We start from the raw sequence: 26,999 nt of genomic DNA on the forward strand, positions 1-26,999 counted from the left end.
GCCCGGGTGGTCCACAGCCACGCGACCAGGATCCTGATACCGGTCCTCTGTTCGGGCCGTCCGCCGGCTGGGATCATTCGGCCTTGTCCAGGCGTGCTTCGATCCCGGCGAGACGTGCCCTCACATAGTTGCCGCGCCGCAGCTTGGTGAATTCGTCGTCAGCATTCGCAGGCGCGTTCTTGAAAACATACCACTCGCCAGCCGGTTCGCGCTTCTGCAGGATGACGCCGCCCTGCTTGCGATGGCTGAAGCAGGTTGTTGCCGGAGCAGAGCCGGCCTCGGCGTGCCACTCGGCCCTGAAGCACAGTTTTCCCGGACCCGTGATGAACCATCGCCCCACGCCGTAGGAGGGAGTGCCGTTCTCGTTCGACCAGGCGGTAAACCGGCGCTCCCGCACGGAGAAGTATCCCGCACCCGTTTTCCATATCCACGACTTTTGGCCGTAGAGATTGTAGAGCTCCTTGTGCGTCAGCGGTGTTGCTCCTTGAGGGTTCACGCGGCCGCCCGCGGCTTCGGCGAGCGATGTCGCACTCCCCATTGCCACGCCGACGGCGACGATCAACGATAGTGTGCGAAGGGGCGAGTTCATCTCATGTCTCCTCTCGGTGATTGCAGCGCCGCACTAATTGCCGGCTTCCCGCACCACCCGCCAATCGGGCCGTCCGTAACCGTCCGGCCATGGGTAGACTTCGCGGTCGTTGAAATAGACGACCGCCGTGAGTTCCGGGAACTCGGCATGGCGCGCGGCGACACTTGTCGCCCAGTCCGCCACATAGGCGGCATCGCCCTCGTAGCCGAGCTCGGCCACCATGATCGGTTTGCCATAGCCCTTTACCCGCTCATAGCCGGGCGCCAGCCGTTCCGGAAACGTCTGGTCACGACCGGTGGTGCCGCGGTCATACTGCTGGTAGCCGAACACCGACAGTCCGATCAGGTCCACGACATCATCGCCGGGATAGAATACCTCCAGCCCCGGATTGCCCTTGGGCGACCACATGAATCGAGCATCCTTCACATGCGCCCGGCACACCGTCACCATGCGCCGGTAGGCCGCCTTGAACTCCTCACCCGACCAGTGCGACCAGGAGAACTGGTTGTCCGTTTCATCCATTTCCTGGCCCCACCGGATGATAATAGGGCTTTTCAGACCGGCGACGGTCGAGCAGACCGCCGCCATGTACGCGTCACGCTCCCCGTTCAGAATGCTGCGCAGGAGCTCCCGCTCCGTGACCCGCCACTCAGGCGACCAGGACCAAGGCTCGACCGTAATCATGAGAGTACGTCCCCGCGCATACGCATAATCGTCGGCAAGGGCCAAGGTCGATAGTTCGACGTCTTCCCAGGGCAGGAAGAGATGTTCGATTTTGGACTGCAACGGCTCGCCGAAATCGCCATGGGGATCATAGGCCCCGAAGTCGATGGAATCTTTCGTCAGCACGGGCCGCTTCTGCGACGGCATCACCGTGGTGGCAGACGCCGCCTCCGGAAGGCCGCGCGGCAAGCTGGCCGCCAGGACCGTACCCGACAGCATCAAGCCCATGCATGAAAGGGAAATAGCCTTTATCCGCTTGTTCATTGCACACCTCCAACCTCGTTCGCCTCGGCTGGCCGGCGAACGCTGTTTGCTCCTGAATTCGGCTCGGTAACGATGAGCTCCTGTATGATCGCAAGCCGCGCACTGACCAGATCCTCGTCGACGAGTTCATGGAACTCGTCGTCGGTCGCCGGCTTGTCGTGTTTGAATACGTACCAGTCCCCCGCGGGTTCGCGCTTCTGGTAGACGGTTCCGTCCAGCACCCGGTGGCTGAAACAGGTCTTGTCCGGGGCCGCACCCCCTTGGCTGTGCCAAATCGCCTTCAGGCAGAGCATGCCGCTGTCCGTGACGATCCAGCGTCCCTCTGCCCAGGTCGCGGTCTTGCCGTCTCGCGCCCAGGCCCTGAACAGGCGGCCCTCATCCCTCATGAAGCCCGTGCCGTCATCCCATTTCCAGCTTTTGTCGCGGAACATCATGTAAAGCTCGACGCCTGTCATCGGGCGCGCGGCGGTCGGCACGAAGGCCTCAGCCGCCGCGGGAGTGGGTGCCAGGAGGAAAACGGTCGAGGCGGCAACACTCGCGAAGAACATGCCCGGCAATCCGCCGCGGCCAGTCTCCCGATTTGTCGATGTTGCCGTCATCCTTTGATCCTCAGCGCACCTCTTCCACCGGCACGGAGACCAGGCGGGGTCGGAAAACGATCCTGCGCAGTCTGTCACCACCCTGCCCGGCACCGGCGGCGCCATAGCGCTCTTCGAATAGGCGCAGGCGCCCCGTCCCCAAGCTACCCGTCCCCCAGGCGAGTGCCTCGAGTCCTTGCTTTCCGTGCTCCGCCGTCGCGATCCCGGGCAAGGCGACGAGTGCGGCAAGCCCAACCGCCATTGTCGGCCGATAGAAGCCCGGCGCCCTGGTAAGTGCGTTCTCCCGCGCATGGCGTGCGACGATGACCAGAAGTAGCATGCAGTAGATCGCCGCATTGAGGATCGCGAAGAGATAGAAGCCCTTGGCCCTGGCGGCATCGCTGACGGCGAGGGCCGGCAGCACGGCCGTCACGGCAAGAAACACGTACGGGAGCAGCACGCGCAAGGGCAGCGGATCGACCTCGGACGCCCCCTTCGGCGTCACGCGAAAGTCCACGAAGGATCCGGTGAGCCAATCGCGCAGGGCCGCTGCCGTGCCGGCGAGCGCCCAGGGCCAACGGGCAAACAGGAAAAATGCGCATTCCCAGCTCAGAACCTTCGCGTCATGGGGGCGGAAAGAACCGCACGCCCGCCAGCGATAGGCCAGGAACACGAGGATGATCGAAAGCGGTGCAAAATGGAGCAGGAAATCCGGGTAGGTGACCGCAACGAACGTCTCGCCGCGCGCGAGCGCGATCGTCGGCATCGCATACATCGCGGCCATGAAGCAGGCGAAAAGCGGATACCAGAGCTGCGCGAAGAGAAACTGGAATTTCAGCGGCAGCGACAGCCGGCCCACCAGATGCGGCGAATATTGCAGCAGCAGCGTGACGAGGCTGCGTGACCATTGGAACTCCTGGGTAACCAGATCGGCGAAAGTGCGCGGCCCGTCGCCATGCGCGATGGCATCGAGCGCGTGTACGCCGCGCCAGCCGGCAGCATTCATCATCAATGTCGTCGAATGATCCTCCGCCAGTTCGGGTCCGAGCCCGCCGATATTCTTGAGCGCCGCGGTGCGCACCGCGTAATGAGAGCCGATGCAGAGCGGAGCGAGGCCGCCATTGTAGCCGGCCTGCAGCGAGCCATGCATGCTCGCCTCTGCATAGAGCCGCCCGCGGGCCGACCAACTCTCGGCCGCGTTCCGGTCGCAAATGCTGGGCGCCGAGACATAACCCACCTTCGGATCGGCAAAGGGGCGCAGCATCTCACGCAGATAGCCGGGCTCGGGAACGTGGTCCGCGTCGAGTTGGGCGACGAAGTCATAGCGATCATAGCCGTAATGATCGTAGAAGAACGCGAGGTTGCCCTCCTTGCAACGCGTGCGCCGCGGCCACGTGGTCCGGTGGTAATCGCTGCGTCCGCTGCGGGTCGAGACGAACACACGATTCCTCCGGCACCAGTCCAGCGTCGCCGCTGACGGGTCCTCGTCCGCGAGCCAGGTGTCGTGCGGCACATCCTGGGCGAGCATCTCTGTCAATGTCTTCGATACGACGGAAAAGGGCTCGGACGGTGCCTTGGTGACGACCATCGCTACACGGCTGCCTTCCGGCAGCTGCAGCGGCCCGTTCGGCTTCTTCGCACGGTAGAAGACAGCGATGAAATACCCCGGCAGCAAGGTGACCCAGGCAAGGACCACCGTCACCGCGATGCTGCCGAAAGCGTTCACGTGGTGGCGCGGCTCCAGCCACCAATTCCAGAAGTAAACGAGCGCGGCAATCCAGAGACCCGCTCCGGCCAGGTATTCGATGCGGCGATAGCCCGTAAACAGCGTGACGAGCAGCGGTTCGCCGCCGCGCCGTGCCTCCGCTTTCCCACTGGCGTCAAGGCGAATCATGACCGCACCTCCAGCCCGAAGAAAGGTGCGGCCGTTCGCACGATGGTTTCGAGGTCGGAGAACTGCGGCAGGAAGCCGAGGCTGCGCTGCGCAAGGCTCGCATCCGCATAGAGCGCCGGCGGATCGCCGTAGCGCCGCTGGTGAAAGACGACCGGGACGGCACGGCCGGTCAGTTCGCCGATCGTGCGAAGAACCTCCTTGATCGAAAGCCCGCGGCCGGTACCGAGATTAAGCGCGAGGCTGCCGCCGCCGTTTTCGAGATGCCGGTAGGCAAGCACATGGGCGATTGCAAGGTCCGCCACATGGACATAGTCGCGGATGCATGTCCCATCGGGCGTCTCGTAGTCGGCGCCGAATACCTCCAGATGCGGGATCGTCCCCGCCGCGGCCATCAGTGCCCGCGGGATGAGATGCGTCTCCGGATCGTGCCATTCGCCGAGGTCGCCCTCCGGATCAGCGCCGCAGGCGTTGAAATATCGCAGCGACACGTAAGTGAGGCCGAAGGCCGCGCCATAGTCCGCCAGCATGTGCTCGGCGATCAGCTTTGTCTTGCCGTAGGGATTGATCGGCTGCTGCGGCGTCGCCTCGTCGATCGGCAACACTTTCGGTATGCCGTAGGTGGCGCAGCTCGACGAAAAGATGAGTTTGCCGAGACGCGTCACCCGGCAGGCATCGAGGAGTGACAGCGTTCCACGAACGTTGTTGTTGTAATATTTGGCAGGGTCGGCGACGGACTCGCCGACATAGGCGGATGCCGCGAAATGAATGACGGCGACCGGTCGATAGTGTTCGATGACGCCGATCAGACGGCTCGTGTCGAGAACATCCCCTTGCACGAACGGTCCCCAGCGTACCGCCGAACGGTTTCCAGTCGTCAGGTTGTCGTAGACCACCGGCTCGATCCCGGCGAGGCGGAGACATTTTGCGGTATGGCTGCCGATATAGCCGGCGCCACCCGTCACAAGAATAGGCGGGGCGCCCATCAGACCGGCTCCAGGACATTCCGCCTCGGCAGGGAAAGAAGCCCGTCGAAATAGCGGATGGTCTGGGCAAGGCCTGCCGACAGGTCGACGGTCGGCCGCCAGCCGAGTTCCCGCCCCGCCAGCGAGATGTCGGGGCGGCGTTGCCGCGGATCGTCGACGGGCAGCGGCTGGCGGACGATCCTTGACCGCGAGCCGGTCAATTGGATCACCTGTTCAGCGAGCTCGGCGATCGTGAACTCTCCCGGGTTGCCAAGATTGACCGGCCCGGTGAGCGAAGCCGGCGACACCATCAGCCGCACCAACCCGTCGATCAGATCGTCGACGAAACAGAAGGAACGGGTTTGCGAACCGTCGCCATACACGGTGATGTCCTCCCCCTTCAGCGCCTGGACGATGAAGTTGGACACGACGCGTCCGTCGTCCGGGCGCATCCTGGGACCATAGGTATTGAAGATGCGAACGATCTTGATCTCGACGCCGCGGGCCTTGTGGAAGTCGAAGAATAGGGTTTCGGCGCAGCGCTTGCCCTCGTCGTAGCAAGAGCGCGGACCAAAGGAGTTGACGTTACCCCAATAGGCTTCCACCTGCGGATGAACCTGCGGATCGCCGTAGACCTCGGATGTCGATGCCTGGAGGATGCGCGCGCCACGGCGAGCCGCGAGCTCCAGAAGGTTGAGCGACCCGATCACGCAGGTCTTCGTCGTTTGAATCGGATCGGCCTGGTAATGCGGCGGCGACGCCGGGCAGGCGAGATTGTAGATTTCGTCCGCCTCGAGATCGAGCGGCTCCACGATGTCGTGAGCGATGACGCGAAAGGTATCGAAGCGCTTCAGCCGGGCGATATTGCGCCTCAACCCTGTCGAGAAATTGTCGAGGCAGACGACCTGGTGTCCAGCGCCGAGAAGCAGTTCGCAGAGATGCGACCCCAGGAAGCCGGCGCCCCCGGTAACGAGTATTCGCTTGTGTCGTTTCCGAGAGCGCCCTGCTTCATCATTCTCTTTCGTCGCAGACAAAATACTTCTTGCGTCGTTTCGAAAATAGTTCACCGAAAAGCCCCAGAAATATTTTACTATAAAAAACTGGCATTCGCCAAAATAGGAATTATTAGGTGATATAAACGTACCTTACAAAAATACGCAATGCTGAACTTCTGCAGTACTTCGGCTAATCGGTGTGAAAATCCTACAACCATTCGGGGTAGATTGTCGTTATCATTCAATCCCGATAGTTATCCCGCCGTACATTTCTGCTCAAAAAGAGTTGGGTCCTACCGCAAAAAGGGGACGGTCGACGAATACCGCGGGAGGCGATCCCGCTCCAGGCTCCGGTGTCTCGATTGGACAGGATGATGTTTGCAGCCGATCCGAAGCCCGAGGGATCTGCCGAAAGCCCGTTCGCCGGTCGGCGAACGGGTCGAAAATTAATTATAAGGCGAATAGCACGCCTGCCGCGGGCCACTGTAAGGCTGGAAGGAGTTGTCCCAGGCCCGATAGGAGCGGTAGCGGTTGTAGCACCAGCTGACATGGCGCGCCGGCAAACGTGGCTCCGCGTAACGCGGGGCGGCGTAACGCGGCTGCGGAGGCGCCGCTATCGCACCGCCGATGACCATGCCCGCCCCGAAGGCCGCCAACGGATACCACCAGCCGTCACTATGCCTGCGGTAGCCGTGCCGGTGATGGCGATAGCCCCGATGACCGTTATACCAGCCATGATGACGTTCGCGGTCGCGCCAGCGGCGATGCCGTACCAGATCAATATCGTTTGGCTGGGTTACGGCAATGGACGCAGCCGGCATGGCCTGCGCTGGAACGTAGCTGGTAAAGGCCGTCGCAGCGGCAAGAAGGATGGCTCCGATCTTCTTCATCTCAACACCTGTTTGCTTCGAATGCGCGGATGGTGGCCCTTCCAGTCTGAACCTGCCATGAACATGATTATCGCGATATTCTAAAATACATATGGAGTTCCGATGCACGCTCGCTCGTGTACACGACAGCCTGCACCTCTCCGACCGAGGAGACGCTGCATGACGTGACTGCCGCCGTCGGACGGACCCGACTGGCCCGGAAACGGCCGGTGTGGAGCGTCGTTTTTGGACATATCCGACGTCGTGCCAAGGTGAGCCACGACACAGCGGACATGCGCATTGTCCGCTTTAGAGGAGAACAGGAATCCGATGGCAGACCGCATTATTGTCTACTGGCGCGACATCCCCGCCCAGGTCATCATCAAGCAGGGCCGCAAGAGCGCCAAACGCGAACTTTCGCTTCGCTTCACCGAGGCGATCGACATGTGCGCCATGCGCACCGGCGCGGCGGAAACCGACGATTATCTCTCCGAGTGGCGCAAGTCCGATCCCGTTCCGGTTTCGGACGACCTCGATGCCGAAGCCGACAAGGCGGCGGCCGAACTGGAGACCGCTTACGACAAGGAGCGGCTCGTCGTCCTCGTCAAGGCTGGAGGGCGCGAAAATGCCTGATCCAAAAGTCGTCACCGGCAATGCCCAGCCCGCCAAGAAGGCGGCGACGGGTGCCTACACGCCAAACAATGTCTCGCCGAGCCGCCGCGCGCGCCACAAGTACACCGTCCGGCTCTGGGCGGTTCGCCACTCGCGCTTCCTCGAGTGGTTTTATAACCGTTTCGCCGACATGTTCCTGATGCTGCACCCGCTTTGGAGCGCCATCGGTTACTCGCGGGTCGAGCGGCCGGTGACTTTCGTCGAGCGCCACGTGAAGGGTTTTCTCTTCGACTGTCGGATGTGCGGCCAGTGCGCGCTGTCCTCGACCGGCATGTCCTGCCCGATGAACTGTCCGAAGCAGCTCAGGAACGGCCCCTGCGGCGGCGTGCGCGCCAATGGCCATTGCGAGGTCGAGCCGGACATGCCGTGCGTGTGGGTACAGGCCTGGAAGGGCTCGCAGAATATGGTCAAAGGCGACGCCATCATGAACGTGCAAAAGCCGGTCAACCAGTCGCTACGGGAAACCTCCTCCTGGCTGCGGGTGACGGCAGAAGCCGCCGCTCGCCGTGAAGAATTGAAGAAGGAAGTCCAGTAATGAGTCCGGACATCAACCCGCACGATCCCGGCGCCCCCCTCGAGCCCCTGCCCGGCCACTCATCGAGAGGCCGGCTGGAGCGCGTGCTGCGCCGTGGCGAGTTCGCGGTCACGGCCGAGCTCAACCCGCCGGACAGCGCAAACCCCGAGGACGTTTACGAGCGCGCTTCGGTCTTCGACGGCTGGGTCGACGGCATCAATGCGGTCGATGCCTCCGGCGCCAATTGCCACATGTCGTCCGTCGGCATTTGCGCATTGCTGACGCGCATGGGCTATGCCCCGATCATGCAGATCGCCTGCCGCGACAAGAATCGCATCGCCATCCAGGGCGACGTGCTCGGCGCTTCGGCCATGGGCGTGCAGAACATCATGTGTCTCACGGGCGATGGCGTACAGGCCGGCGATCAGCCGGGAGCGAAGCCGGTCTTCGACCTCGACTGCATGTCGCTGCTCCAGACCGTCCGCACCATGCGCGACAATTCGAAGTTCCTGTCGGGCCGCAAGCTGACGACGCCGCCGCAGGTCTTTCTCGGCGCGGCGATCAACCCTTTCGCCCCGCCTTACGACTTCCGGCCCTATCGGCTCGCGAAAAAGATCGAGGCCGGCGCCCAGTTCGTGCAGAGCCAGTATTGCTTCGACGTGCCGATGTTCCGCGAATACATGAACAAGGTGCGCGATCTCGGCCTGCACGAGAAGTGCTTTATCCTGGTCGGCGTCGGCCCGATGGCCTCCGCCAAGACGGCCCGCTGGATCCGCTCCAACGTGCCGGGCATCCACATCCCCGACAGCATCGTCAAGCGGCTGGAGGGAGCTCAGGACCAGAAAAAGGAAGGCAAGCAGCTCTGCATCGACATCATCAACGAGGTGAAGGAGATCGAGGGCGTCTCGGGCGTCCACGTGATGGCCTACCGCCAGGAAGAGTATGTCGCGGAAATCGTCCATGAATCGGGCGTGCTGAAGGGCCGTCGGCCGTGGCAGCGCGAGGCCGCCCCAACCGATACGCTGGTCGCCGAGCGGCTCGAGCACATTCGCGAAGGCATAGAGGAAAATCAGCAGCAGATGGCGGAAGCCGCGGCACACCACCCGCATTGACGAATACGCGGCAAAGGCGCGACAAGGTCGCACCTTTCGCTTATGACGCGACGGACAAACAGGCGCATCGGCTAATCCGGCGTCTTACAAACCGAGAACCAGCCCATTAAATAGGGCCACGCCACAGGACCAGAGGACCTTTCATGACCCGCACCATCGTTGCATCTGCTACCCGCGAGATCGTCATCGGCTTCGACCAGCCGTTCTGCGTCATCGGGGAACGCATCAATCCGACCGGCCGCAAGAAGCTCGCCGCCGAAATGATCGAAGGCAACTTCGAGACCGTCATCAAGGACGCGTTGGAGCAGGTTGCCGCAGGTGCCACGATGCTCGACGTCAATGCCGGCGTGACCGCCGTCAACCCGAACGAGACCGAGCCGCCGCTGCTCGTCAAGACGCTCGAGATCGTCCAGGGTCTCGTCGACGTGCCGCTGTCGATCGACAGCTCGGTGACAGCGGCGATCGAGGCCGGTCTCAGGGTCGCCAAGGGGCGCCCGCTCGTCAACTCGGTCACCGGCGAGGAAGAAAAGCTCGAGGCGATCCTGCCGCTCGTCAAGAAATACGACGTGCCGGTGGTGGCGATCTCCAATGACGAGACCGGTATCTCCATGGATCCGGACGTCCGCTTCGCCGTCGCCAAGAAGATCGTTGAGCGCGCCGCCGACTACGGCATCAAGCCGCACGACATCGTCGTCGATCCGCTCGTCATGCCGATCGGCGCGCTCGGATCGGCCGGCCAGCAGGTGTTCGCGCTGCTGCGCCGTCTGCGCGAAGAGCTCAAGGTCAACACCACTTGCGGCCTTTCCAACATCTCCTTCGGCCTGCCGCATCGCCACGGCATCAATGCCGGCTTCATTCCGATGGTGATCGGCGCCGGCATGACCTCCGCCATCATGAACCCTTGCCGCCCGCAGGAAATGGAAGCGGTACGCGCGGCCAACGTTCTGAACGGCACCGATCCGAACTGCGGCCACTGGATCATGACCTATCGCGACCACAAGCCGGCCGAGGGCGGCCATGTGGTAGCGGCCGCGGCACCGGCCGGTGGCGGCGGACGTCGCGGCGGACGCGCGGCACGCGCCGGCGGCAGCGCAAGGGCGGAGTGACATGGCCAAACACCACTCCCTTGCTCGTGATCTGACCGCGCTCTGGTTTCAGGCGCCTTTGGTGATCGCCACGCGTACGCAGGCGATGGCCATGGCCGCCATGACCGGATCGGCGGCCGACTACGCCGAGGCAAGCCGGATGGTGACGGAGAAAATGGCAGCGGCGGCCGAATGCGCCGTTGCCGCCAATATGGCCCTGATGAAGGAAGGCATGAACGCAGCCGCTGCGATTGCCACCGGCGGGAAGGCGGCGACGGCCGGCCGCAATCGCGTGGCGGCGGCAGCGCTTCGCCCCTACGCAAAGCGTGTTCGGGCGAATGCCCGCAGACTTGTGAAATAGTCGGCAGACGAGAAGAAAGATGCTGAACGTGCCACCGAAGGACAACAAGACCGATCCGCTGGTGCTCTTCATGCCGTCGGGAAAGCGCGGCCGGTTCCCGGTCGGCACTCCGATCCTCGATGCGGCACGCTCGCTCGGCGTCTATGTCGAGAGCGTCTGCGGCGGGCGGGGCATTTGCGGGCGCTGCCAGGTGGAAGTCCAGGAGGGCCAGTTCGCCAAGCACGGCATAACCTCCTCCAACGGTCACATTTCCGAATTCGGCCCGAAGGAAATGCGCTATGCCGACAAGCGCGACCTCAAGGAAGGCCGGCGCCTCTCCTGCTCTGCCACAGTGCAGGGCGATCTCGTCATCGACGTGCCGCAGGACGTCGCCGTCAACGCCCAGGTCGTGCGCAAGGATTCCGACGAGCGCGTCATCGAACGCAACGCCTCGATCCACATGTGCTATGTCGAGATCGAGGAGCCGGACATGCACAAGCCGCTCGGCGATCTCGACCGGCTGAAGGCGGCGCTCGCGACCGATTGGGGCTTCACCGAGCTTGACGTGGATTTCCACATTCTGCCGCAGGTGCAGGCGATCCTGCGCAAGGGCGAGTGGAAGGTGACGGCGGCCATCCATCGCGACGATGAGCATGAGCGCCCGCGCATGATCGCGCTCTATCCGGGGTTGAAGAACGAGGCCTACGGGATCGCCTGCGACATCGGTTCGACGACGATCGCCATGCATCTGTCATCGCTTCTGTCCGGCCGTACGGTCGCCTCTGCCGGCACATCCAACCCGCAGATCCGCTTCGGCGAGGATCTGATGAGCCGCGTTTCCTACGTGATGATGAACCCGGACGGCCGCGCGGCGATGACCAAGGCCGTGCGCGAGGCGCTGAACGGCCTGATAGAACGGGTCTGCTCTCAGGGCGGCGTTTCGCGCGAGGACGTTCTTGAGGCGGTCTTCGTCGGCAATCCGATCATGCACCACCTCTTTCTCGGCATTGACCCGACGGAACTCGGCGGCGCGCCCTTCGCGCTGGCTGTTTCCGGCGCGGTGCGGGCCGCCGCGCATGAACTCGACCTTTCCATGAACCGCGGCACCCGCGTCTATGTGCTGCCCTGCATCGCCGGACACGTGGGGGCCGACGCAGCCGGAGCAACTCTGACCGAGGGGCCGCATCGCCAGGACGAGATGATGCTGCTCGTCGATATTGGCACCAATGCGGAAATCGTGCTCGGCAACTGGATCCGCACGGTTGCTGCCTCCTCGCCGACGGGGCCCGCCTTCGAAGGCGCGGAAATCTCCTGTGGGCAGCGGGCGGCGGCGGGCGCCATCGAGCGTGTGCGCATCGACCCGGTCACGCTCGAACCGCGTTTCCGCGTGATCGGTATCGAGCCCTGGTCTGACGAGCCGGGCTTCGCCGAAGCGGCGGCGGCGGTCGGCGTCACCGGCATCTGCGGTTCCGGCATCATCGAAGTGATCGCCGAAATGTTCCTCGCCGGCATCATCTCCGAAGACGGCGTCGTCGACGGTTCGCTTACTGCCCGCTCGCCACGCATCCTGCAGAACGGCCGCACCTTCTCCTACCTTCTTCACGAGGGCCAGCCGAAGATCGTGGTGACGCAGGGGGACGTGCGCGCCATCCAGCTCGCCAAGGCGGCGCTCTATGCCGGCGTCAAGCTGCTGATGGACAAGCAGGGCATAGACCACGTCGACCGCATCGGCCTCGCCGGCGCCTTCGGCACCTTCATCGATCCGAAATATGCGATGGTCCTCGGCCTCATCCCGGACTGCGATCTCGCCAAGGTGAAGGCCGTCGGCAATGCCGCCGGCACCGGCGCGCGCATGTGCCTCCTGAACCGCGGCCACCGTCGCGAGATCGAGGAAACGGTCAGCAAAATCGAGAAGATAGAGACGGCTCTTGAATCGAAGTTTCAGGAGCACTTCGTCAATGCCATGGCAATGCCCAACAAGGTCGACGCCTTTCCGAAACTCGCCGAGGCCGTTACCCTGCCCGCGCGCAAGGTGCTGGCGGAAGAGGGCGAAGCGGGCGGCCGCAGAAGGCGACGGAGCCGCGAATAGGTTTGACGGTAATCGGCCTTGGATCGGGCGAAGCACCGAACGAGACTGACGACGGCAGACGAGGTACTCGCTGCAAGTCCCGCAGCGTGAAGGCTGGTGCTGAAAATCCTAAGCTTGCCACCCGTGATAAATGGCCGCGATGGGTGGAAGACGGCCCTTCGTCCTGCTCATCTGAACGAGCAAGTTGCGCCAACAGCGGGCATCGGCATCGAATAGCAATTTGGACACGCTGTCCCTAGGCCGCCTTGATCAAATCTGCAGCTTTCTCACCGATCATCATCGATGGGCCGTTTGTGTTGCCACTTAACAGAACTGGCATGATGGATGAGTCTGCCACTCGGAGTCCATGGACTCCTCTCACCGAAAGCTTCGGATCGACAACGGCCTCATCGTCGATGCCCATCTTACAGGTTCCCACGGGATGATAGTCGCAGCAGGCGTACTGGCGCACATACGCCATTATATCCTCCTTGCTCTTGGCGTCCGGACCAGGAAGGCGCTCCACCTTGATGTACTTAGCGATTTCGGGTTGGGCGAGAATCTCGCGTGTCGTCTCGATGGACTTCAACGACATGTCCCGATCGTACTGCTCACAATGATAGTTGGGGTCGATGAGCGGCATGTCCGCTGGATCGGACGACTTCAGCGAAACAGAACCGATACTGCGCGGCCGCAGGAACGTCGTGTTGACGGTGAACCCGTGGCCGTCAAGCCGCGTCTGCCCGCCCCGAACGACCATCGCGGGGGCGATATGAATTTGCATGTCGGGGCGGCCATTGCCTTCGCTCGAGGCAAACCCGCCGCCCTCCACGATGACGGATGCAGCAGGTCCACCGCGATAGAGGAGCCAATGCAGCCCATGCTTGATCGAATGCGGGAACTGATCCTGACCATCGTAGCTGATCGGGTCCTTGAGGCTGACATGGACATTCGAGCAGAGATGGTCCTGCAGGTTCTTGCCGACCCCCTTGAGGTCAATCTTGGGAGCGATCCCGACCTTCTTGAGTTCGTCGGCATCCCCGATTCCCGAAAGCATCAACAACCGCGGCGAGTTGATCGCGCCGCTCGTCACGATGACTTCCCTGTCGCACCTGATCGTTCGGAGGTTTTTGCCCTCGGCGACTTCGACTCCGACTGCGTGATCGCCTTCCAACACGATGCGGATCGCTCGCGATCCAGTGCGGACTGTGAGGTTCTTCCTGGACTTGATCGGACGGAGGTAAGAGACGGCCGAACTCCGACGTCGACCATCACGGCAGGTCACCTGGTAAAGTCCTGCGCCATACTGGGTCTCACCATTGAAGTCCGGATTGTAGGGCAGCCCCCATGTCTGGCAGGACCTGACGAACGCCTTCGAAAGCTCATGCGGCTTGACCTGATCGGAGACCCAGAGCGGGCCACCTTGGCCGTGATATTTGTTCGCAAGCCGCTCGTTGTCCTCCGACTTTCGGAAATATGGCAGCACGTCATCGTAAGACCAGCCGTCGTTACCGAGCGCAGCCCAGTTATCATAATCCTCTTTTTGGCCGCGGATATAGATCATGGCGTTAATCGAACTGGAGCCGCCGAGGGTCTTGCCCTGCGGATACCAGATCGAGCGGTTGTCGAGATTCTTCTGGGGTACCGTCTGGAAGCGCCAGTTCACGCCCGGGCCAAAAAGTTTGCCCAGGCCGCCGGGAATATGGATCATGGGATTCCAGTCGCGCGAACCAGCTTCCAGCAGGAGAACTTTGACCGAAGGGTCCTCAGTCAGCCGATTGGCGATCACGCATCCGGCAGAACCTGCGCCCGTAACAATGTAGTCGTACTTTTCCATGATCCTATCCTCCCGGTGTACATGGCCGCCGAAGCGGTTATCGCCCCTTGAACAAGGGCTCACGCTTCTCGGCGAAGGCCCGGAGACCTTCCATTCTGTCTTCGGTTGCGAATGCTTCAATTGTCAGTTGGCGCTCGATTTCGAGACCTGTCTCCAGCGGGTGCTCGTCGGCAGCCTTAACGGCCCTCTTGGCGTAGGGAGTGATCGCGACCGATTTCCGCGCGATGTTCGCGGCTAACTCGATTGCTCTCTTCTGTAGCCCGTCGGCGGGCAGCACCTCGCTGACGAGACCCTTGCGTTCGGCCAGCCCGGCATCGACCATCTCCCCGGTCAGTACCATCTGCATCGCAAACGAGCGACCAACGAACCTCGGAAGTCGCTGGGTGCCGCCGTCCCCGGGGAATGAACCGATCTTGATCTCGGGCGCGGCGAACTTCGCCGTGTCCGAGGCGAGGATGATGTCGCAGACGAGAGCCAGTTCCAGCCCTCCCCCGAGGGCGAAGCCGTTGACGGCCGCGATGATCGGCTTGGGGAAATTCTCGATCTCCCGCCACCGGGCAAGCCTGTCGGGATCGACGTAGGACGCCACTCCGCGCTCCAGCATGTCGGTTATGTCCGCACCCGCCGAGAAGGCCCGCCCGCTTCCCGTCAAAATCACGCAACCAACGCCCTCGTCGGCCGCCGCTTCGCGCAGCAGGTCGACGAGCTCCGCGAGGAGCTCTTTCGACAAGGCGTTCAGTTTCTCCGGACGATTGAGCGTCAGGTGCACGACACCTGGCGACGGACTGTCTCTCAGCACGAGTGCGGTCATGGATCACGCCACCTTCTTGTAGACGGTCTCAGATGTCAGACCCGCCTGCGCCACGCAACGCCTAATCTTCTCGATCTCGGCGGCGGTAGGCTTGACCAGCGGCGGACGGACATGGGCACCGTCCCAACGACCGAGAATGACAAGCGCCTCCTTCATGCGATTGTGCATGTCGAGCAGCGGATGGTCGTAAAACGCCCTGACGGTCGGGTAGATTTTGTCGTTGATCGCCCTGGCCGCGTTGAGATCGCCCGCCTGGACTGCCCGGAAGAGCGCCACCTGAAGATTGGCGATCACCGAACCCGCGCCGGAAAGCAAGCCGTCACAGCCGAGCGCCAAGGAGCCGAGGAGCCAGGAACTGTGAGTCGTCACGGTGTTGACCGGGCGGTCCAAGGCCTTGAGCTCGCGAATCTGGCGCTCATGCAGGTTGCCGTCGCCGCAGTTGTCCTTGATGGCCTTGATCGAAGGGAACCGGGTGCAGAGTTCCAGAAGCGTCGGCAACGGGATCGCGAGGTTCGAGTTGACCGGGAACTGGTAGTGGATGATTGGGAGATCGGAAGCGTGCGTGATGCGCTTGTAATGCTCGAGGATCATCTCCGGGCGTATATGGCCGCCAAGAACCATCACTTCCGGCGGAAAGACCAGAAGGCCATTCGCGCCTTCATCCTGCGCTCTGCGCGCGATCCTCGCCGCTTCGAGGCTCGAATTCGTGTAGACTGCGACGATCGTGGGAACACGCTCCTGAAGCTCTTCCTTGGTCACGGCGATCGCCCTGAACTGCTCTTCCATCGTCAGCGAGGCGACTTCCGCGGCGTGGCCATTGATCGTGATTGCGGTGATGCCTTCGACACCGCTGACATCGCCGAGATGCTTGCGATACGCCTTCTCATTCACCTCCATGTCGGCTGTGAAGGGCATGAGAACCGCGGGAATAACCCCATGGGGCTTGTCATAGTGGCGAACGGATGCCATCGCGCTTTTCCTTCTTGTGGATAGTGGGCCGCGTCCTGAAACGCGGCCCGGCTTCGTGGTTGTCAGATGCCCTTGCCGACGAACTGATCGACATTCGCCGAAGTGACTTCGACGGTCGGCAGGACGATTTCCTTTTCGATGGCTTCGCCCTTGGCGATCTTGTGGGCGGCCTGGATGCCTTCCGGCGCGCAATAGGGATAGATGAAGCAGGCCGACATCTTCCCGGCCTTGATGGCATCGAACGCGTTGTACTGGCCGTCCATGCCGATCACCTTGACGCCATCGAGGCGGCCGGCAGCTTCGAGCACCTGGACCGCGCCGAGCGCCATTTCGTCGTTGTGCGCGTAGACCGCCTGGATTTCGCCCGCCTTGAAGCGCTGGACCATGTCTTCCATGAACTTCACCGCCTTGTCGCGGGTGTAGTCGCAGTTCTGGTCGGCGACGACCTCGTACTTGCTGTTGCCCGCGATGACTTCCGCAAAGCCCTTGTGGCGGTCGAGCGTCGCCGAAGCGCCGGCCGTGCCCTGCAGTTCGATGATTTTGGCACCGTCAGGCAGCGCGTTCATCAGGAACTTGGCCGCACCTTCGCCGAGCGGCAGGTTGGCACCGCCCATGTGGCACGTGACTTCCGTGTTGACCTTGCGGTCCAGCGTGAGCACCGGGATGCCGTTCGCCATCGCGTCCTTGACGACGGGTGTCAGGGCCTGCGCGGTCAGCGGCGAAATGACCAGGACATTGATCCCCTGGGCGACCAGACTTTCGACGTCGGCGACCTGCTTCGACGCATCGTTGTTGCCGTCCGTGACGATGAGTTCGACCTCAGGATAGTTTGCCTCGGCGAACTTCTTGTTCACTTCGACCATGGCGATGCGCCATGGATGGTTCATCGTGCCCTGGCTGAAGCCGATCTTGATCTTGTCGGCGGCAAAGGCCCCGCGTGCCGATCCGGCGAGCGCCGCCGCGGTCGTCAGTGCTGCGGTGAGCTTGAGAAACTGCCTGCGATTGGTATTCATAGTTCATTCCTCCTGTTGAGACTTCCGTGATTCCCCTGATTGTTTCGATCAGGAACTGTTAGTGCCGCTGCCTGTGGCGATAGACCTCGAACATCACCGCCGCGATGATGATCGCGCCTTTGACGATCTGCTGGGTGAAGGGTGAGATTCCGAGTAGATTGAGGATGTTGGCGATGACCGCGATGATGGCCGCGCCGATGACGGTGCCGACGATCGAGCCTTCGCCGCCGAAGAGCGACGTGCCGCCGATGACGACGATCGCAATCGCTTCGAGTTCGAGATTGGTCCCGGCAGTCGGCTCGCCGACGGTCAGACGGGAGACGGTGATCAGAGCCGTGAGCGCCGCGAGGAACCCCGAGATCACGTAGACCGACATGAGCATGGCGTTGACGTTGATGCCTGCCAGACGCGCTGCCTCGGCGTTCGAACCGACCGCGTAGACCTGCCGTCCATAGGCCGTCGAGCGCAGCAGGATGAACGCGATGACGGCGACGGCCACAAAAATCCAGATCGGAACCGGGACTCCGAACAGGAAGCCGCCGCCCAGGAAATAGAAGGCGTCAGTCGCGTCGCCGAGATTCTGCGGTTCGCCATTCGCGATGGTCATCGCTATGCCGCGGCCCATGACCAGCGTGCCCAGCGTCATGATGAACGGAGGCATGCCGAACGCCACGATTCCGATGCCGTTGACCGCGCCGAACACGACCCCAAGAACCAAGGCGATCGCCATCACCAAGGGAATGGACATGCCGCTCGCGAGGAGCATCGCCGCGGTGACCGCCACCACACCTACGATCGAGCCGACGGAAAGGTCGATGCCCCTCGTCAGGATGACGAAGGTCATTCCGACGCTGACGATGCCGAACAGCGCCACCTGGCGGCCGACGTTCATCAGGTTTCCGACCTGGATGAAGCTGGGCGAAAGGTAGATCGCGATGGCGCAAAGGATCACCAGGACCCAGAAGAGGCCAAGGCTTTGGGCCATGGACCAGGATCGCGAGAGCATCGAGCCTTGGCTCGCGGTATGATGTTGGGTTGTCATTTCAACCATGTCCTTTTCCTCCCAGGGAGACGGCGTTCGCCTCGGCGACACGCCGGGTCCTCAGCCAGTCAGCGACATCCGCCATGCCGCCCTCGTCACACGACGGGCCCACGAACGCTGCGAATGCCTTGATTTCATCGATCGCGTTGGCGACGGTCACAGCCGTCCCGGCCCAACGCAGCATGCCAAGATCGTTCTCGGCGTCGCCGGCGGCGACACAGTCCTTCGCGTCGATGCCCAACTCGCCAGCGAGCACTTCGATCGCCGCCCTCTTGGACACGTCGAGCGGACCGACCTCCAAGAGTCGCCAATGTGATCCAGCCACCATCAGGCTGTTCGAGAACGCATCCTTCAAAGCATCGAAACCCGCATCCTGGGGATCGGTGCGGACGCACATGATCTTCCCCGGCTCGCCAGGAAGGTCGGCGACCATCTCGACCACCGCGAGCGTTTCGCCCGTGATAACGACCTCACGTTCGGCCACAGGGTTTGGACCGACAGTGTAGACCTTGCCATTGGCGTACCAGAGCGTCGCCAACCCCCGTGCCAGGGCAAACTCGACCACGTTGAGCGCCGCCGACCTTTCAATCGAGGTTGCGCGCTGCGCAACCGACGAGGCGACATCGCCGACCCATCCGCCGTTGAAGCAGATGACGAGATCAGACACGTCCAGCCGCTCGGCATAGGGCCTGATCGCTTCCGGCGACCGGGCGGTGGCGAGCACGATGCGCACCCCGCTTTCGCGAAGCGCTCGGAACGAACCGACGACGGAAGTCGGAAGCTCATAGCCATGGGTCAGGAGTGTGCGGTCGACGTCGGTGACCAGCAGCCGAGCGGGAAACATCGATTATCTCCCGAAGACCGGAGTACGCGGCCCCGTGTGGATGAATAGCGTCTTGAGCTGGGTGAACTCCTCGAACCCGGCCTGGCCCATTTCGTAGCCGTAGCCCGAACCCTTGACCCCGGTGAGCGGCAGCTGGGGCGCGCCGTCGATGACGGTGTTGGCCTGTACCCACCCGCTCTTCAGCCGCTTGGCGACGTTCATCACGGTGTCGATGTTCTTCGACCAGACGTAGTTCGACAGGCCGTAAGGGCTGTCGTTGGCCAGCTCGATCACCTCTTCCATGGTCTCGAACCGGGTGATCGAAAGAACCGGACCGAAAATCTCCTCCTGGAAGATTTTCATCGTAGGCTGGACATGGTCGAAGATGGTGGCCTGCACGAAGTGTCCGGCACCGGATGCGGCTCCACCGCCTGCGAGCAGCTTGGCACCTTCGGCGACGCCCGAGTCGATGTACTCGAGGACCTTGCCGTGGTGCTTCGGATCGATCATCGCGCCGATATCGGTATCCTCGTCGAAGGGATCGCCGACTTTCAGCTTCTTAGAGCGTTCCGTTACCCGGGCGATGAACTCGTCAGCGATCGAATTCTGGACGAACAGCCGTGATCCGGAGACGCAGCATTCGCCGTTGTTGAAGAACACGCCCATAAGCGCCCCGTCGACGGCGTCGTCGAGGTTGGCGTCCGCGAAGACCATGTTTGCGGATTTGCCACCGAGTTCCAGCGAAGTCTTCACGACGTTCTTGGACGAGGCCTGCATGACTTCCTGGCCGACGCGGGTTGATCCGGTGAACGAAATGAAATCGACGCCGGGATGCTCGGTCAGGGTCTTGCCGACGACCGATCCCTTACCGCTGACGACGTTGAACACGCCTGCGGGGACACCAGCCTCGACAGCTAGGGCGGCGAGCTCAAGGGCGCTGCCTGATGTGAATTCTGACGGCTTGACCACCGCGGTGCAGCCTGCCGCCAGGGCGAAAGGCACCTTCTGCGCCAGGATCAGGGCGGGGAAGTTCCAGGGCGTGACGAGCGCGACAACGCCAATCGGTTCGCGCATCAGGAGGGCGGTCTTGTTTGCACCGAGGTTCGTGTAGGTTGATCCGACCATCTGCATCGCGAGAGAGGCCGCGTAGCGGATAAGACCCACGACACCGGAGACGTCGCCTCGTGCGAAGCGGATTGGCTTGCCGACTTCCTCGATTTCGATCTGCACCAGTTTGTCGAAGTTGGCTTTGACGAGATCGGCGTAGCGGTTCAGGATTTCGGCACGCTCCATGCCGCTCATCTGCGGCCAGGGCCCTTTGTCGAAGGCCTCGCGTGCCGCCTGCACGGCGCGGTCCATGTCGTCCTGCGTGCCGGAGGCGAACGTGGCGACGGTTTCGCCAGTCGCGGGAGCTTTGCGCTCGACGAAATCGGTCGATGCTCCGTCGAAACGGCCGTTGATGAAGTGGGTGTAGGAACGGACAGTCATCGTGCTTTCCTCAATTCCAAACTGCGTGGGACATGATGGCTTCCTCGGTAGCGCCCTGGCCTTCGAGGATGGCGGCGACCTCGCCTTGCCGCATGACGAGAATGCGGTCGCAGAGGCCGAGGATTTCGGGCAACTCGGACGACACCATCACCACGCTTGCGCCCATGTTGGCGGTGACCTGAACAAGAAGGTCGTAGATTTCGCGTTTCGCGGCGACATCGACGCCGCGGGTGGGTTCATCGACCAGCAGGATGCTCGTGCCGGCGCTTAACTGCCGGGCGATACCGCATTTCTGCTGATTGCCGCCGGAGAGCGTCCGGACGCGTGTCGCCCCGGACGGCGTCTTGATCCGCATCTGGCTGATGTAGTTGGAGACGATGCCCTTTTCCTTGGACCCGCTAAGCAGGCCGCTCGTGACCAGTTCGCCCAAGGAGGAGACCGTGACGTTGAACGCGACGGACTGGTCAAGGAACAACCCCTCGGTCTTGCGGTCTTCGGGAAGAAGACCGATGCCTTTCGCGAGCGCCGCGCGGGGTTTGCCGAGCGCGAGTTGGCTCCCGTCGACCGAGACCTCGCCGCTGTCGACGGGATCGGCACCCGCGATGGCCCTGAGGATTTCGGTGCGGCCGGAACCAGCAAGGCCGCAGATGCCGAAGATTTCGCCGCGGCGAACGTCAAACGAGATGTCTTTGAGCTTGCCCTTGCGGTTGAGCCCCTTCACGGAGAGACGGATGTTCTGCTTGGGGGCCACACGTCCCGGGAAGATGTCGTTCATCTCGCGTCCGACCATCTTGCGGATCAGGTCCGCCGAAGTCGTCTGAGCGATCGGTTCGCTCGAGATCACCTGACCGTCGCGAAGGACGGTCACGTCGTCGCAAATCTCGTAGAGCTCTTTGAGACGGTGAGAGATGTAGACGAAGGAAACGCCCTGTTCCCGGCTGAGCGTGCGGATCAGCTCGAACAGATTTTCCAGTTCGCTATCACCAAGAACCGCCGACGGCTCGTCAAGAACGACGATCCTGGCGTCGCGTGAGATTGCCTTGGCGATCTCGACCATCTGACGCTGGGCGACACTCAGACGATCAATCCTGGCGGAGGGATCGACCGCGAAGTTCAGCTTCTTCAAGATTCGCGCGGCATCGAGCTTGGCCTTCCTCCAGTCGATCGTCCCGATCGAGGTTTTGGGGAGGCGGCCGAGGAAGATGTTCTCGGCGACGGTGAGGTGCGGTGCCTGGGCCAGTTCCTGGTAGATGACGGCGACGCCGAGCTGCAACATCTTATCCGGCGTGGGAGCTTCGACGACATTTCCGTCGATTGCCACCTGGCCTTCCGTCGCCAGATAGGCCCCCGACAGAATCCGCATCAGAGTACTTTTTCCGGCCCCGTTTTCTCCCACGAGCCCATGAACGGTTCCCTTGGCAACGGCGAAGCTGACATCCTTCAGCGCGTAGACGCCGGGGAACCGCTTATGGATGCCTTTCATCTCAAGAATGGGGGATGCCATGTCGAGGTCTCCAGTCCGTGAAATCGATTTCACGACCAAGTTAAAAAAATCAGAGCCGGGGAATCTGCATTCCGCCGCCGATGTTGTAGACGTCGCCCGTGCTGAACGGCATGCCGCCAGTCACCAACGTTGCGATGCCGCGCGCGATATCCTGCGGTTGACCCCATCGGCGGATGGCGCAAATCGCCCCGCTTTCGATCTGAGGCGAGTAGCGTTCGAAAACATCCGCGGTCATATCGGTCATGATCAAACCGGGACGGATTTCATAAACTCCGATGCCATGTTCGGCGAGGCGCAACGCGTACTGCTGGGACGCCATGGATAGCCCCGCCTTCGAGATGCAGTACGGCCCCTTTTCCGGCGACACCAGATGAGCGTTGGCGGACGTGATGAAGACGATCGACCTGTTGTCCGGAGCGCCTTCGCGCGCCACCATCCGCTTGGCGACGGCCTGCGTCAGAAAGAAGGTGCCGCGGAGGTTGACGTCGATCAGACGATCGAAGCTCTCTTCCGAGACCTCGAGGAGATCACCGCGCTCGGGAACCTGAATTCCGGCGTTGTTGATGAGACAATTGACCGGGCCGAGACCTGTTTCGACCTTGTCTAGGAAGGACGCGTAATCGGAGGTCTGTGAGATGTCCAACTGCAACAGCAACGCTCGCTGTCCCTGTTCCTCGACCAGTTTGACGGCTTCTTGGGCGGTCTCATCGTCGCGCAGGTCGACGACTGCGATGTCGAAGCCCGCCGACGCCAATTCGACGCAGATGGCCTGACCGATACCGCGACGCCCGCCGGTTACGACCGCCACGCCACGAACGGCGCTCGCGCCACCGTTGGCTTGTGCTTCCCCGCGCGTCTTGACATCCGCTTTCATCACGCAGCCCCTCTCTCAGATGCTTCATCCCGCGACGCCACGACGGCGTTCGCAGACAACAGTTGTTCGACCTCCGAGGCCGAGTATCCGTGCTCGGAGAGGATTTCGCGCGTGTGCTCGCCGATCTCCAACGCCAGAACCCGGAGGTCCGGAACCTTGCCGTCGTATCGGTTTGGATGGTTCACAAGATGAATGGTGCGGCCCTTGACCTGGACCTTGCGGAACACTTCCGAATGGACGAGTTGCGGATCGTTCAGAAGCTCGTCGTAATAGCGGATTGGAGCCCACCAGACATTATGGCTGTCGAAGCGCCGCTCCAGTTCCTCGACACTGAACTTCGCCGTCGCCAGAGCCAGGGCCTTGGCGAACTCGTCGCGATCCTCGTAGCGGTCCTTCGAAAGCAGCGCGCGCATGTCGTCGCTCTCCACCGCCTTGGCGAGATCGGGAACCTTGCATAACGAAACCACAACGTGGCCGTCTCGAGCCGGATAGACGCCATAGGGCGCTTCATGGAACCACGTTGCGAGATTCTTCTCGCGATTTAGGACGTCGCGGGCCATGCCTCCGGCGAACCAATTCACAAGCGGTTCGCCTTGAAGGTCGATCCCCGCGTTGAGAAGGCTTCCTTCCACTCGGGTGCCTTTGCCCTCGCGGAGCTTGCGGACGATCGCGCCGAGAATGCCCATGGCGAGCAGAGCGCCGCCGTGCTGGTCGACGACGGCTGCACCCACAGGAGTCGGACCGATTCCAGGCGTCCCCGTGACGCTGATCAGACCCGAGCGTGCCTGAACTAGGATGTCCTGGCCCGGCTTGTCGACCATGGGTCCGCTCGATCCGAAGCCGCTCGCCGATGCGAAGATGAGGGTCGGGTTGAGGCGGTCCAGTTCAGCCTGGTCGAAGCCGAGCCGGGAGAAGACACCCGGCCGGAAATTTTCGAGCACCACGTCGGCTCCAGCGATCAAGCGTCGAGCGACTTCCTTGCCCTCCGAGCTCTTGAGGTCGATGGCGATCGAACGCTTGTTGCGGTTGGCGCAGAGATAGAAGCCGCTCACGCCTTCGACATAGACGCCCGCTCCGGACCAATGGCGTTCGTATGCGCCCGTCAAAGGTTCGACCTTGATGACGTCAGCGCCCATGTCTGCGAGATATTGATCGGCGGCAGGCCCCTGCAGAAAATGGCAGAAACTGACGACCTTTATTCCTCCTAACAGCACCGTTTCCTCCAGCTGGTCGTTTTCGAGAAATCGATTTCACATAATTTCTCAAGCGTGTCAATGCCTCTTAGAAGAACTGCGAAAACAATTGTTTTTGTCGCCGCATCATGCGATAAATCGTTTTCACGGACTTTCACGGGAGGCTTTTGGTGGTCTTGGATAACGATCGTACGGACACTAAGCTGGTCGATGTCGCACGGCTGGCAGGCTGCTCTCCGGCTACCGTTTCACGGGTGCTCAACAACAACCCCAAAGTCGATGTCAAAGTCCGCGACCGCGTCGTCAAGGCCGCCGCCCAGTTGGGCTACGTGCCGAACGGCTCCGCGCGAGCTTTGCGCTCCACGAAGACCCGGACGGTCGGAGCCATCATCCCGACGCTCGACCACGCCATCTATGCGACGATGGTCAACAGCCTTCAGGCGCGACTGTCGGAGAAGGACGTCTCGGTCATCATCAACACCTCCATGTATGACATCGACATCGAATTCGAGCAGGCCAAGCTTCTCGTCGAGCGCGGCGTGGAGTCCGTCGTCCTCGTCGGCTCGGTGCATCGCCCGGAGACTCTGGCGATGCTGGAACAGAGAAACATCGCATACGTGTTCACCTATACGTCGCTGGCAACCGATATCGGCGCTGCGATCGGCTTCGACAATGTCAAGGCCGGAGCTATGGCGGCGCGTTATCTGGTCGATCTCGGCCACACCCAGCTCGGCATGATCGCGGGCATAACCGAGAACAACGATCGCGCCTCGGCGAGACGCGACGGGTTTCTTGGCGAATTGAAACGACAGGGGCTGGCCAACGACAACATCACGGTCACCGAGTCAGCTTACAAGATCGAGGGCGGGCGCGACTCGATGCGGAAGCTGATGACCGGACCGAATCCGCCTTCGGCCGTTTTTTGCGGCAGCGACATCATCGCGGCCGGCGCTATCAAATATTGCCACGCCGAAGGCATCCGGGTTCCAGAAGACGTGTCGGTGTTCGGGTTCGACAATCTCGAGATCGCGGAACTCACCCACCCCGAACTGACGACGATCGAGGTTCCGGCCAGAGACATGGGGACGATCGCCGCCGAATACCTTCTCGCGACGCCTCTGCAACGCCAACACATGCGGCAGCGCGAGCTATCGTTGAAGCTAGTCGTGAGAGCAAGCACGGCTCCTCGCAAGCCGATTGAGGCGCAGCGATGCAGTTTCTCGTGATCTCCCGGCGGCTGATCGAAAAGTTCAGCGACGCGGACTTCGAGCCGATCGTTCCCTTGGAAGGGGCCCGTGCGAGATACCTCTACAGCATCGGATTCACCCGACAGATATGGCATCGCTGCGACCAGCCGGGCGCTTGCCAGATCGTCGAGGCGGCCAGTCTTGACGAGGCTCGCTCCCACCTCTCCACCCTGCCGTTGGCCGAGGCTGGAATGATCGAGTTCGACATCATCCCGCTGAAGCCCTACGTGGGCTTCGCTCTCCAAACCGTCTAAACGCACATCGTGAAGGGTGAAATGGAAAATCCCAGAGAGTTCCTGGTGTCGTTGTTCAACGCTGCGGTGCAGGCGGCTGACGCCGAACATGCGATCAATGCCCACCTTCCCCAGCGGCCAAAAGGGCGCACGATTGTCGTTGGCGCGGGCAAAGGGGTAGCCCAACTCGCTCGGGCGCTCGAAAAGGCGTGGGACGGTCTCATCGAAGGGACCGTTGTGACTCGATATGGGTACGCCGTGCCGTGCGAACGGATCGAGGTTCTGGAAGCTTCTCATCCCGTGCCGGACGAGGCGGGCCTGCGCGCGTCAATGAGGCTCTTCGAGCGCGTCGCCGACCTCTCCGCCGATGACTTGGTGATCAGTCTGATTTGTGGAGGCGGCTCAGCGCTTCTACCCGCGCCTGCCGACGGCCTCACGCTTGAGGACGAGATCGCGCTAAACAGGGAACTCTTGAGGTCTGGCGCGCCGATCGCCGCCATGAACTCGATCCGCAAGCAGTTTTCGAAGATCAAAGGCGGACGTTTGGCTCTCGCGGCCTACCCGGCGACCGTGGTGTCGCTTGTCGTCTCCGACATTCCCGGCGACATCGCATCATTGGTGTCCTCGGGTCCGACGATAGCTGATTCTACTGCACGCCAAGACGCTATCGACGCGATCGCAAGATATAGAATCGAGCTACCCGCCAATATGCGAAAGCATCTGGAGCATGCCCCGGTGCCACCGTCTCCCGGCGACGAAAGGTTCAGTCGCAACCTGACGCACGTTATCGCCTCGGCTGGCAAATCCTTGGAAGCTGCAGCCGAGTTTGCGCGGAATCACGGCGTCGAAGCTGCCATTCTCTCGGACTCGATCGAAGGCGAGGCAAGCCTTGTGGGCGGCGTCCATGCTTCGATTGCGCGCGAGATCGCAATGCGAAACCGACCCTTTCGAAAGCCCGTTGTTATTCTATCTGGTGGCGAGACAACGGTCACGCTTCGTGGCAAGGGCAAAGGGGGCCGCAACACAGAGTTTCTTCTGGCGTTCGCCATCGCGATCGAGGGGTTGGATGGAATCACCGCATTGGCGGCCGATACCGATGGCATCGATGGGAGCGAGGACAATGCGGGGGCCTTCGCGGACGGCAGATCAGTCGGTGTAATGACGAGCTTGGGCAAGACCGCGCGATCAATGCTTGAAGGCAATGATGCCTGGAGCGCGTTCGATGCTGCCGGGTCACTTTTTGTCCCCGGGCCAACCGGAACGAACGTCAACGACTTCCGGGCGATCCTTATACAATAGA

At 62.0% G+C, this 26,999-nt stretch carries 26 protein-coding genes; 9 read left to right on the forward strand and 17 right to left on the reverse strand.

The features are described 5' to 3' along the window. Positions 1–73: 73 nt before the first annotated feature. The 7 genes from EKH55_RS09300 to EKH55_RS09330 form a co-directional block, all read right to left on the reverse strand. Entirely contained in the window at positions 74–538 is a 465-nt protein-coding gene (locus tag EKH55_RS09300; protein ID WP_425353231.1) for a DUF995 domain-containing protein, read from the reverse strand. Positions 539–622: 84 nt separating this feature from the next. After that, positions 623–1,576 carry a glycoside hydrolase family 26 protein gene (locus EKH55_RS09305; protein ID WP_069458262.1) on the reverse strand — a complete coding sequence of 318 codons (954 nt, stop codon included), beginning with the start codon at positions 1,574–1,576 and terminating at the stop codon, positions 623–625. After that, complete coding sequence (locus EKH55_RS09310) at positions 1,573–2,175, reverse strand: DUF995 domain-containing protein (RefSeq protein WP_069458261.1); 603 nt, start codon at positions 2,173–2,175, stop codon at positions 1,573–1,575. The genes EKH55_RS09305 and EKH55_RS09310 overlap by 4 nt, the downstream gene beginning before the upstream one ends. A gap of 10 nt (positions 2,176–2,185) precedes the next feature. Next, on the reverse strand, positions 2,186–4,048 hold the full coding sequence (locus EKH55_RS09315; RefSeq protein ID WP_069458260.1) for a glycosyltransferase family 2 protein: 1,863 nt from the start codon (positions 4,046–4,048) through the stop codon (positions 2,186–2,188). Beyond that, positions 4,045–5,031 carry a UDP-glucose 4-epimerase GalE gene (gene galE / locus EKH55_RS09320; RefSeq protein WP_069458259.1) on the reverse strand — a complete coding sequence of 329 codons (987 nt, stop codon included), beginning with the start codon at positions 5,029–5,031 and terminating at the stop codon, positions 4,045–4,047. Before galE ends, EKH55_RS09315 begins: the two co-directional genes overlap by 4 nt. Beyond that, positions 5,031–6,044 (reverse strand): UDP-glucuronic acid decarboxylase family protein, encoded by a 1,014-nt coding sequence (locus EKH55_RS09325; RefSeq protein WP_225192675.1) that lies wholly within the window; start codon positions 6,042–6,044, stop codon positions 5,031–5,033. Before EKH55_RS09325 ends, galE begins: the two co-directional genes overlap by 1 nt. Positions 6,045–6,451: 407 nt before the next feature. Further along, positions 6,452–6,895: a BA14K family protein gene (locus EKH55_RS09330; protein ID WP_069458257.1), complete on the reverse strand. Its 444-nt coding sequence runs from the start codon at positions 6,893–6,895 to the stop codon at positions 6,452–6,454. A gap of 309 nt (positions 6,896–7,204) precedes the next feature. Here EKH55_RS09330 and EKH55_RS09335 point away from each other — a divergent pair, with 309 nt between their 5' ends. The 6 genes from EKH55_RS09335 (at position 7,205) to EKH55_RS09360 (ending at position 12,686) form a co-directional block, all read left to right on the forward strand. Beyond that, positions 7,205–7,507, forward strand: a complete 303-nt coding sequence (locus EKH55_RS09335) for a virulence factor (RefSeq protein WP_069458256.1) — start codon at positions 7,205–7,207, stop codon at positions 7,505–7,507. Next, positions 7,500–8,081, forward strand: a complete 582-nt coding sequence (locus EKH55_RS09340; protein WP_069458255.1) for a methylenetetrahydrofolate reductase C-terminal domain-containing protein — start codon at positions 7,500–7,502, stop codon at positions 8,079–8,081. The genes EKH55_RS09335 and EKH55_RS09340 overlap by 8 nt, the downstream gene beginning before the upstream one ends. Next, positions 8,081–9,172, forward strand: a complete 1,092-nt coding sequence (locus EKH55_RS09345) for a methylenetetrahydrofolate reductase (RefSeq protein WP_069458254.1) — start codon at positions 8,081–8,083, stop codon at positions 9,170–9,172. The genes EKH55_RS09340 and EKH55_RS09345 overlap by 1 nt, the downstream gene beginning before the upstream one ends. Positions 9,173–9,315: 143 nt before the next feature. Next, a complete protein-coding gene (locus EKH55_RS09350) occupies positions 9,316–10,278 on the forward strand; it encodes a methyltetrahydrofolate cobalamin methyltransferase (RefSeq protein WP_069458253.1) in 963 nt (320 codons plus the stop codon). Between the two features lies 1 nt (position 10,279). Next, positions 10,280–10,618 carry a hypothetical protein gene (locus EKH55_RS09355; RefSeq protein WP_069458252.1) on the forward strand — a complete coding sequence of 113 codons (339 nt, stop codon included), beginning with the start codon at positions 10,280–10,282 and terminating at the stop codon, positions 10,616–10,618. Between the two features lie 19 nt (positions 10,619–10,637). Further along, entirely contained in the window at positions 10,638–12,686 is a 2,049-nt protein-coding gene (locus EKH55_RS09360) for an ASKHA domain-containing protein (protein WP_069458251.1), read from the forward strand. Between the two features lie 235 nt (positions 12,687–12,921). On the opposite strand, the gene EKH55_RS09365 is transcribed toward EKH55_RS09360, so the two are convergent. The 10 genes from EKH55_RS09365 to EKH55_RS09410 form a co-directional block, all read right to left on the reverse strand. Further along, positions 12,922–14,502, reverse strand: a complete 1,581-nt coding sequence (locus EKH55_RS09365) for a GMC family oxidoreductase (RefSeq protein WP_069458250.1) — start codon at positions 14,500–14,502, stop codon at positions 12,922–12,924. A gap of 37 nt (positions 14,503–14,539) precedes the next feature. Continuing rightward, positions 14,540–15,313, reverse strand: coding sequence for an enoyl-CoA hydratase/isomerase family protein (locus tag EKH55_RS09370; RefSeq protein WP_069458249.1), 774 nt, complete (start codon positions 15,311–15,313; stop codon positions 14,540–14,542). Positions 15,314–15,316: 3 nt separating this feature from the next. Then, positions 15,317–16,282 (reverse strand): dihydrodipicolinate synthase family protein, encoded by a 966-nt coding sequence (locus EKH55_RS09375; protein WP_069458248.1) that lies wholly within the window; start codon positions 16,280–16,282, stop codon positions 15,317–15,319. Between the two features lie 62 nt (positions 16,283–16,344). Beyond that, on the reverse strand, positions 16,345–17,295 hold the full coding sequence (locus EKH55_RS09380) for a substrate-binding domain-containing protein (protein ID WP_151611394.1): 951 nt from the start codon (positions 17,293–17,295) through the stop codon (positions 16,345–16,347). A gap of 58 nt (positions 17,296–17,353) precedes the next feature. Beyond that, positions 17,354–18,346, reverse strand: a complete 993-nt coding sequence (locus EKH55_RS09385) for an ABC transporter permease (protein ID WP_069458246.1) — start codon at positions 18,344–18,346, stop codon at positions 17,354–17,356. Next, a complete protein-coding gene (locus EKH55_RS09390) occupies positions 18,339–19,181 on the reverse strand; it encodes a Cof-type HAD-IIB family hydrolase (RefSeq protein ID WP_069458245.1) in 843 nt (280 codons plus the stop codon). The genes EKH55_RS09385 and EKH55_RS09390 overlap by 8 nt, the downstream gene beginning before the upstream one ends. 3 nt (positions 19,182–19,184) lie before the next feature. Further along, positions 19,185–20,648, reverse strand: a complete 1,464-nt coding sequence (locus EKH55_RS09395) for an aldehyde dehydrogenase family protein (RefSeq protein WP_069458244.1) — start codon at positions 20,646–20,648, stop codon at positions 19,185–19,187. Between the two features lie 10 nt (positions 20,649–20,658). After that, a complete protein-coding gene (locus EKH55_RS09400; RefSeq protein WP_151611395.1) occupies positions 20,659–22,152 on the reverse strand; it encodes a sugar ABC transporter ATP-binding protein in 1,494 nt (497 codons plus the stop codon). Positions 22,153–22,201: 49 nt separating this feature from the next. Next, on the reverse strand, positions 22,202–23,026 hold the full coding sequence (locus EKH55_RS09405; protein WP_069458242.1) for a 3-ketoacyl-ACP reductase: 825 nt from the start codon (positions 23,024–23,026) through the stop codon (positions 22,202–22,204). Then, complete coding sequence (locus tag EKH55_RS09410) at positions 23,026–24,240, reverse strand: CaiB/BaiF CoA transferase family protein (protein WP_225192674.1); 1,215 nt, start codon at positions 24,238–24,240, stop codon at positions 23,026–23,028. The genes EKH55_RS09405 and EKH55_RS09410 overlap by 1 nt, the downstream gene beginning before the upstream one ends. 149 nt (positions 24,241–24,389) lie before the next feature. Between EKH55_RS09410 and EKH55_RS09415 the strand changes: the two genes are divergently transcribed. From EKH55_RS09415 to EKH55_RS09425, 3 genes are read left to right on the forward strand one after another with little or no spacing between them, the layout of a single operon-like run. Continuing rightward, the gene (locus tag EKH55_RS09415) at positions 24,390–25,445 is read left to right on the forward strand and encodes a LacI family DNA-binding transcriptional regulator (RefSeq protein ID WP_246231714.1); all 1,056 of its coding nucleotides are present in this window, start codon (positions 24,390–24,392) and stop codon (positions 25,443–25,445) included. Then, positions 25,430–25,720, forward strand: coding sequence for a muconolactone Delta-isomerase family protein (locus tag EKH55_RS09420; RefSeq protein ID WP_069458241.1), 291 nt, complete (start codon positions 25,430–25,432; stop codon positions 25,718–25,720). The genes EKH55_RS09415 and EKH55_RS09420 overlap by 16 nt, the downstream gene beginning before the upstream one ends. 21 nt (positions 25,721–25,741) lie before the next feature. Then, a complete protein-coding gene (locus tag EKH55_RS09425; protein ID WP_069458240.1) occupies positions 25,742–26,998 on the forward strand; it encodes a glycerate kinase type-2 family protein in 1,257 nt (418 codons plus the stop codon). Position 26,999 lies beyond the last annotated feature (1 nt).

Source organism: Sinorhizobium alkalisoli (assembly GCF_008932245.1).
GTDB lineage: Bacteria > Pseudomonadota > Alphaproteobacteria > Rhizobiales > Rhizobiaceae > Sinorhizobium > Sinorhizobium alkalisoli.

Bases quoted from the DNA above. Each gene is read 5' to 3' on its own strand.
- EKH55_RS09300 (WP_425353231.1), bottom strand. From the start codon at position 538: ATGGGGAGTGCGACATCGCTCGCCGAAGCCGCGGGCGGCCGCGTGAAC.
- EKH55_RS09305 (WP_069458262.1), bottom strand. From the start codon at position 1,576: ATGAACAAGCGGATAAAGGCTATTTCCCTTTCATGCATGGGCTTGATG.
- EKH55_RS09310 (WP_069458261.1), bottom strand. From the start codon at position 2,175: ATGACGGCAACATCGACAAATCGGGAGACTGGCCGCGGCGGATTGCCG.
- EKH55_RS09315 (WP_069458260.1), bottom strand. From the start codon at position 4,048: ATGATTCGCCTTGACGCCAGTGGGAAAGCGGAGGCACGGCGCGGCGGC.
- galE (WP_069458259.1), bottom strand. From the start codon at position 5,031: ATGGGCGCCCCGCCTATTCTTGTGACGGGTGGCGCCGGCTATATCGGC.
- EKH55_RS09330 (WP_069458257.1), bottom strand. From the start codon at position 6,895: ATGAAGAAGATCGGAGCCATCCTTCTTGCCGCTGCGACGGCCTTTACC.
- EKH55_RS09335 (WP_069458256.1), top strand. From the start codon at position 7,205: ATGGCAGACCGCATTATTGTCTACTGGCGCGACATCCCCGCCCAGGTC.
- EKH55_RS09340 (WP_069458255.1), top strand. From the start codon at position 7,500: ATGCCTGATCCAAAAGTCGTCACCGGCAATGCCCAGCCCGCCAAGAAG.
- EKH55_RS09345 (WP_069458254.1), top strand. From the start codon at position 8,081: ATGAGTCCGGACATCAACCCGCACGATCCCGGCGCCCCCCTCGAGCCC.
- EKH55_RS09350 (WP_069458253.1), top strand. From the start codon at position 9,316: ATGACCCGCACCATCGTTGCATCTGCTACCCGCGAGATCGTCATCGGC.
- EKH55_RS09355 (WP_069458252.1), top strand. From the start codon at position 10,280: ATGGCCAAACACCACTCCCTTGCTCGTGATCTGACCGCGCTCTGGTTT.
- EKH55_RS09360 (WP_069458251.1), top strand. From the start codon at position 10,638: ATGCTGAACGTGCCACCGAAGGACAACAAGACCGATCCGCTGGTGCTC.
- EKH55_RS09365 (WP_069458250.1), bottom strand. From the start codon at position 14,502: ATGGAAAAGTACGACTACATTGTTACGGGCGCAGGTTCTGCCGGATGC.
- EKH55_RS09370 (WP_069458249.1), bottom strand. From the start codon at position 15,313: ATGACCGCACTCGTGCTGAGAGACAGTCCGTCGCCAGGTGTCGTGCAC.
- EKH55_RS09375 (WP_069458248.1), bottom strand. From the start codon at position 16,282: ATGGCATCCGTTCGCCACTATGACAAGCCCCATGGGGTTATTCCCGCG.
- EKH55_RS09380 (WP_151611394.1), bottom strand. From the start codon at position 17,295: ATGAATACCAATCGCAGGCAGTTTCTCAAGCTCACCGCAGCACTGACG.
- EKH55_RS09385 (WP_069458246.1), bottom strand. From the start codon at position 18,346: ATGGTTGAAATGACAACCCAACATCATACCGCGAGCCAAGGCTCGATG.
- EKH55_RS09390 (WP_069458245.1), bottom strand. From the start codon at position 19,181: ATGTTTCCCGCTCGGCTGCTGGTCACCGACGTCGACCGCACACTCCTG.
- EKH55_RS09395 (WP_069458244.1), bottom strand. From the start codon at position 20,648: ATGACTGTCCGTTCCTACACCCACTTCATCAACGGCCGTTTCGACGGA.
- EKH55_RS09400 (WP_151611395.1), bottom strand. From the start codon at position 22,152: ATGGCATCCCCCATTCTTGAGATGAAAGGCATCCATAAGCGGTTCCCC.
- EKH55_RS09405 (WP_069458242.1), bottom strand. From the start codon at position 23,026: ATGAAAGCGGATGTCAAGACGCGCGGGGAAGCACAAGCCAACGGTGGC.
- EKH55_RS09420 (WP_069458241.1), top strand. From the start codon at position 25,430: ATGCAGTTTCTCGTGATCTCCCGGCGGCTGATCGAAAAGTTCAGCGAC.
- EKH55_RS09425 (WP_069458240.1), top strand. From the start codon at position 25,742: ATGGAAAATCCCAGAGAGTTCCTGGTGTCGTTGTTCAACGCTGCGGTG.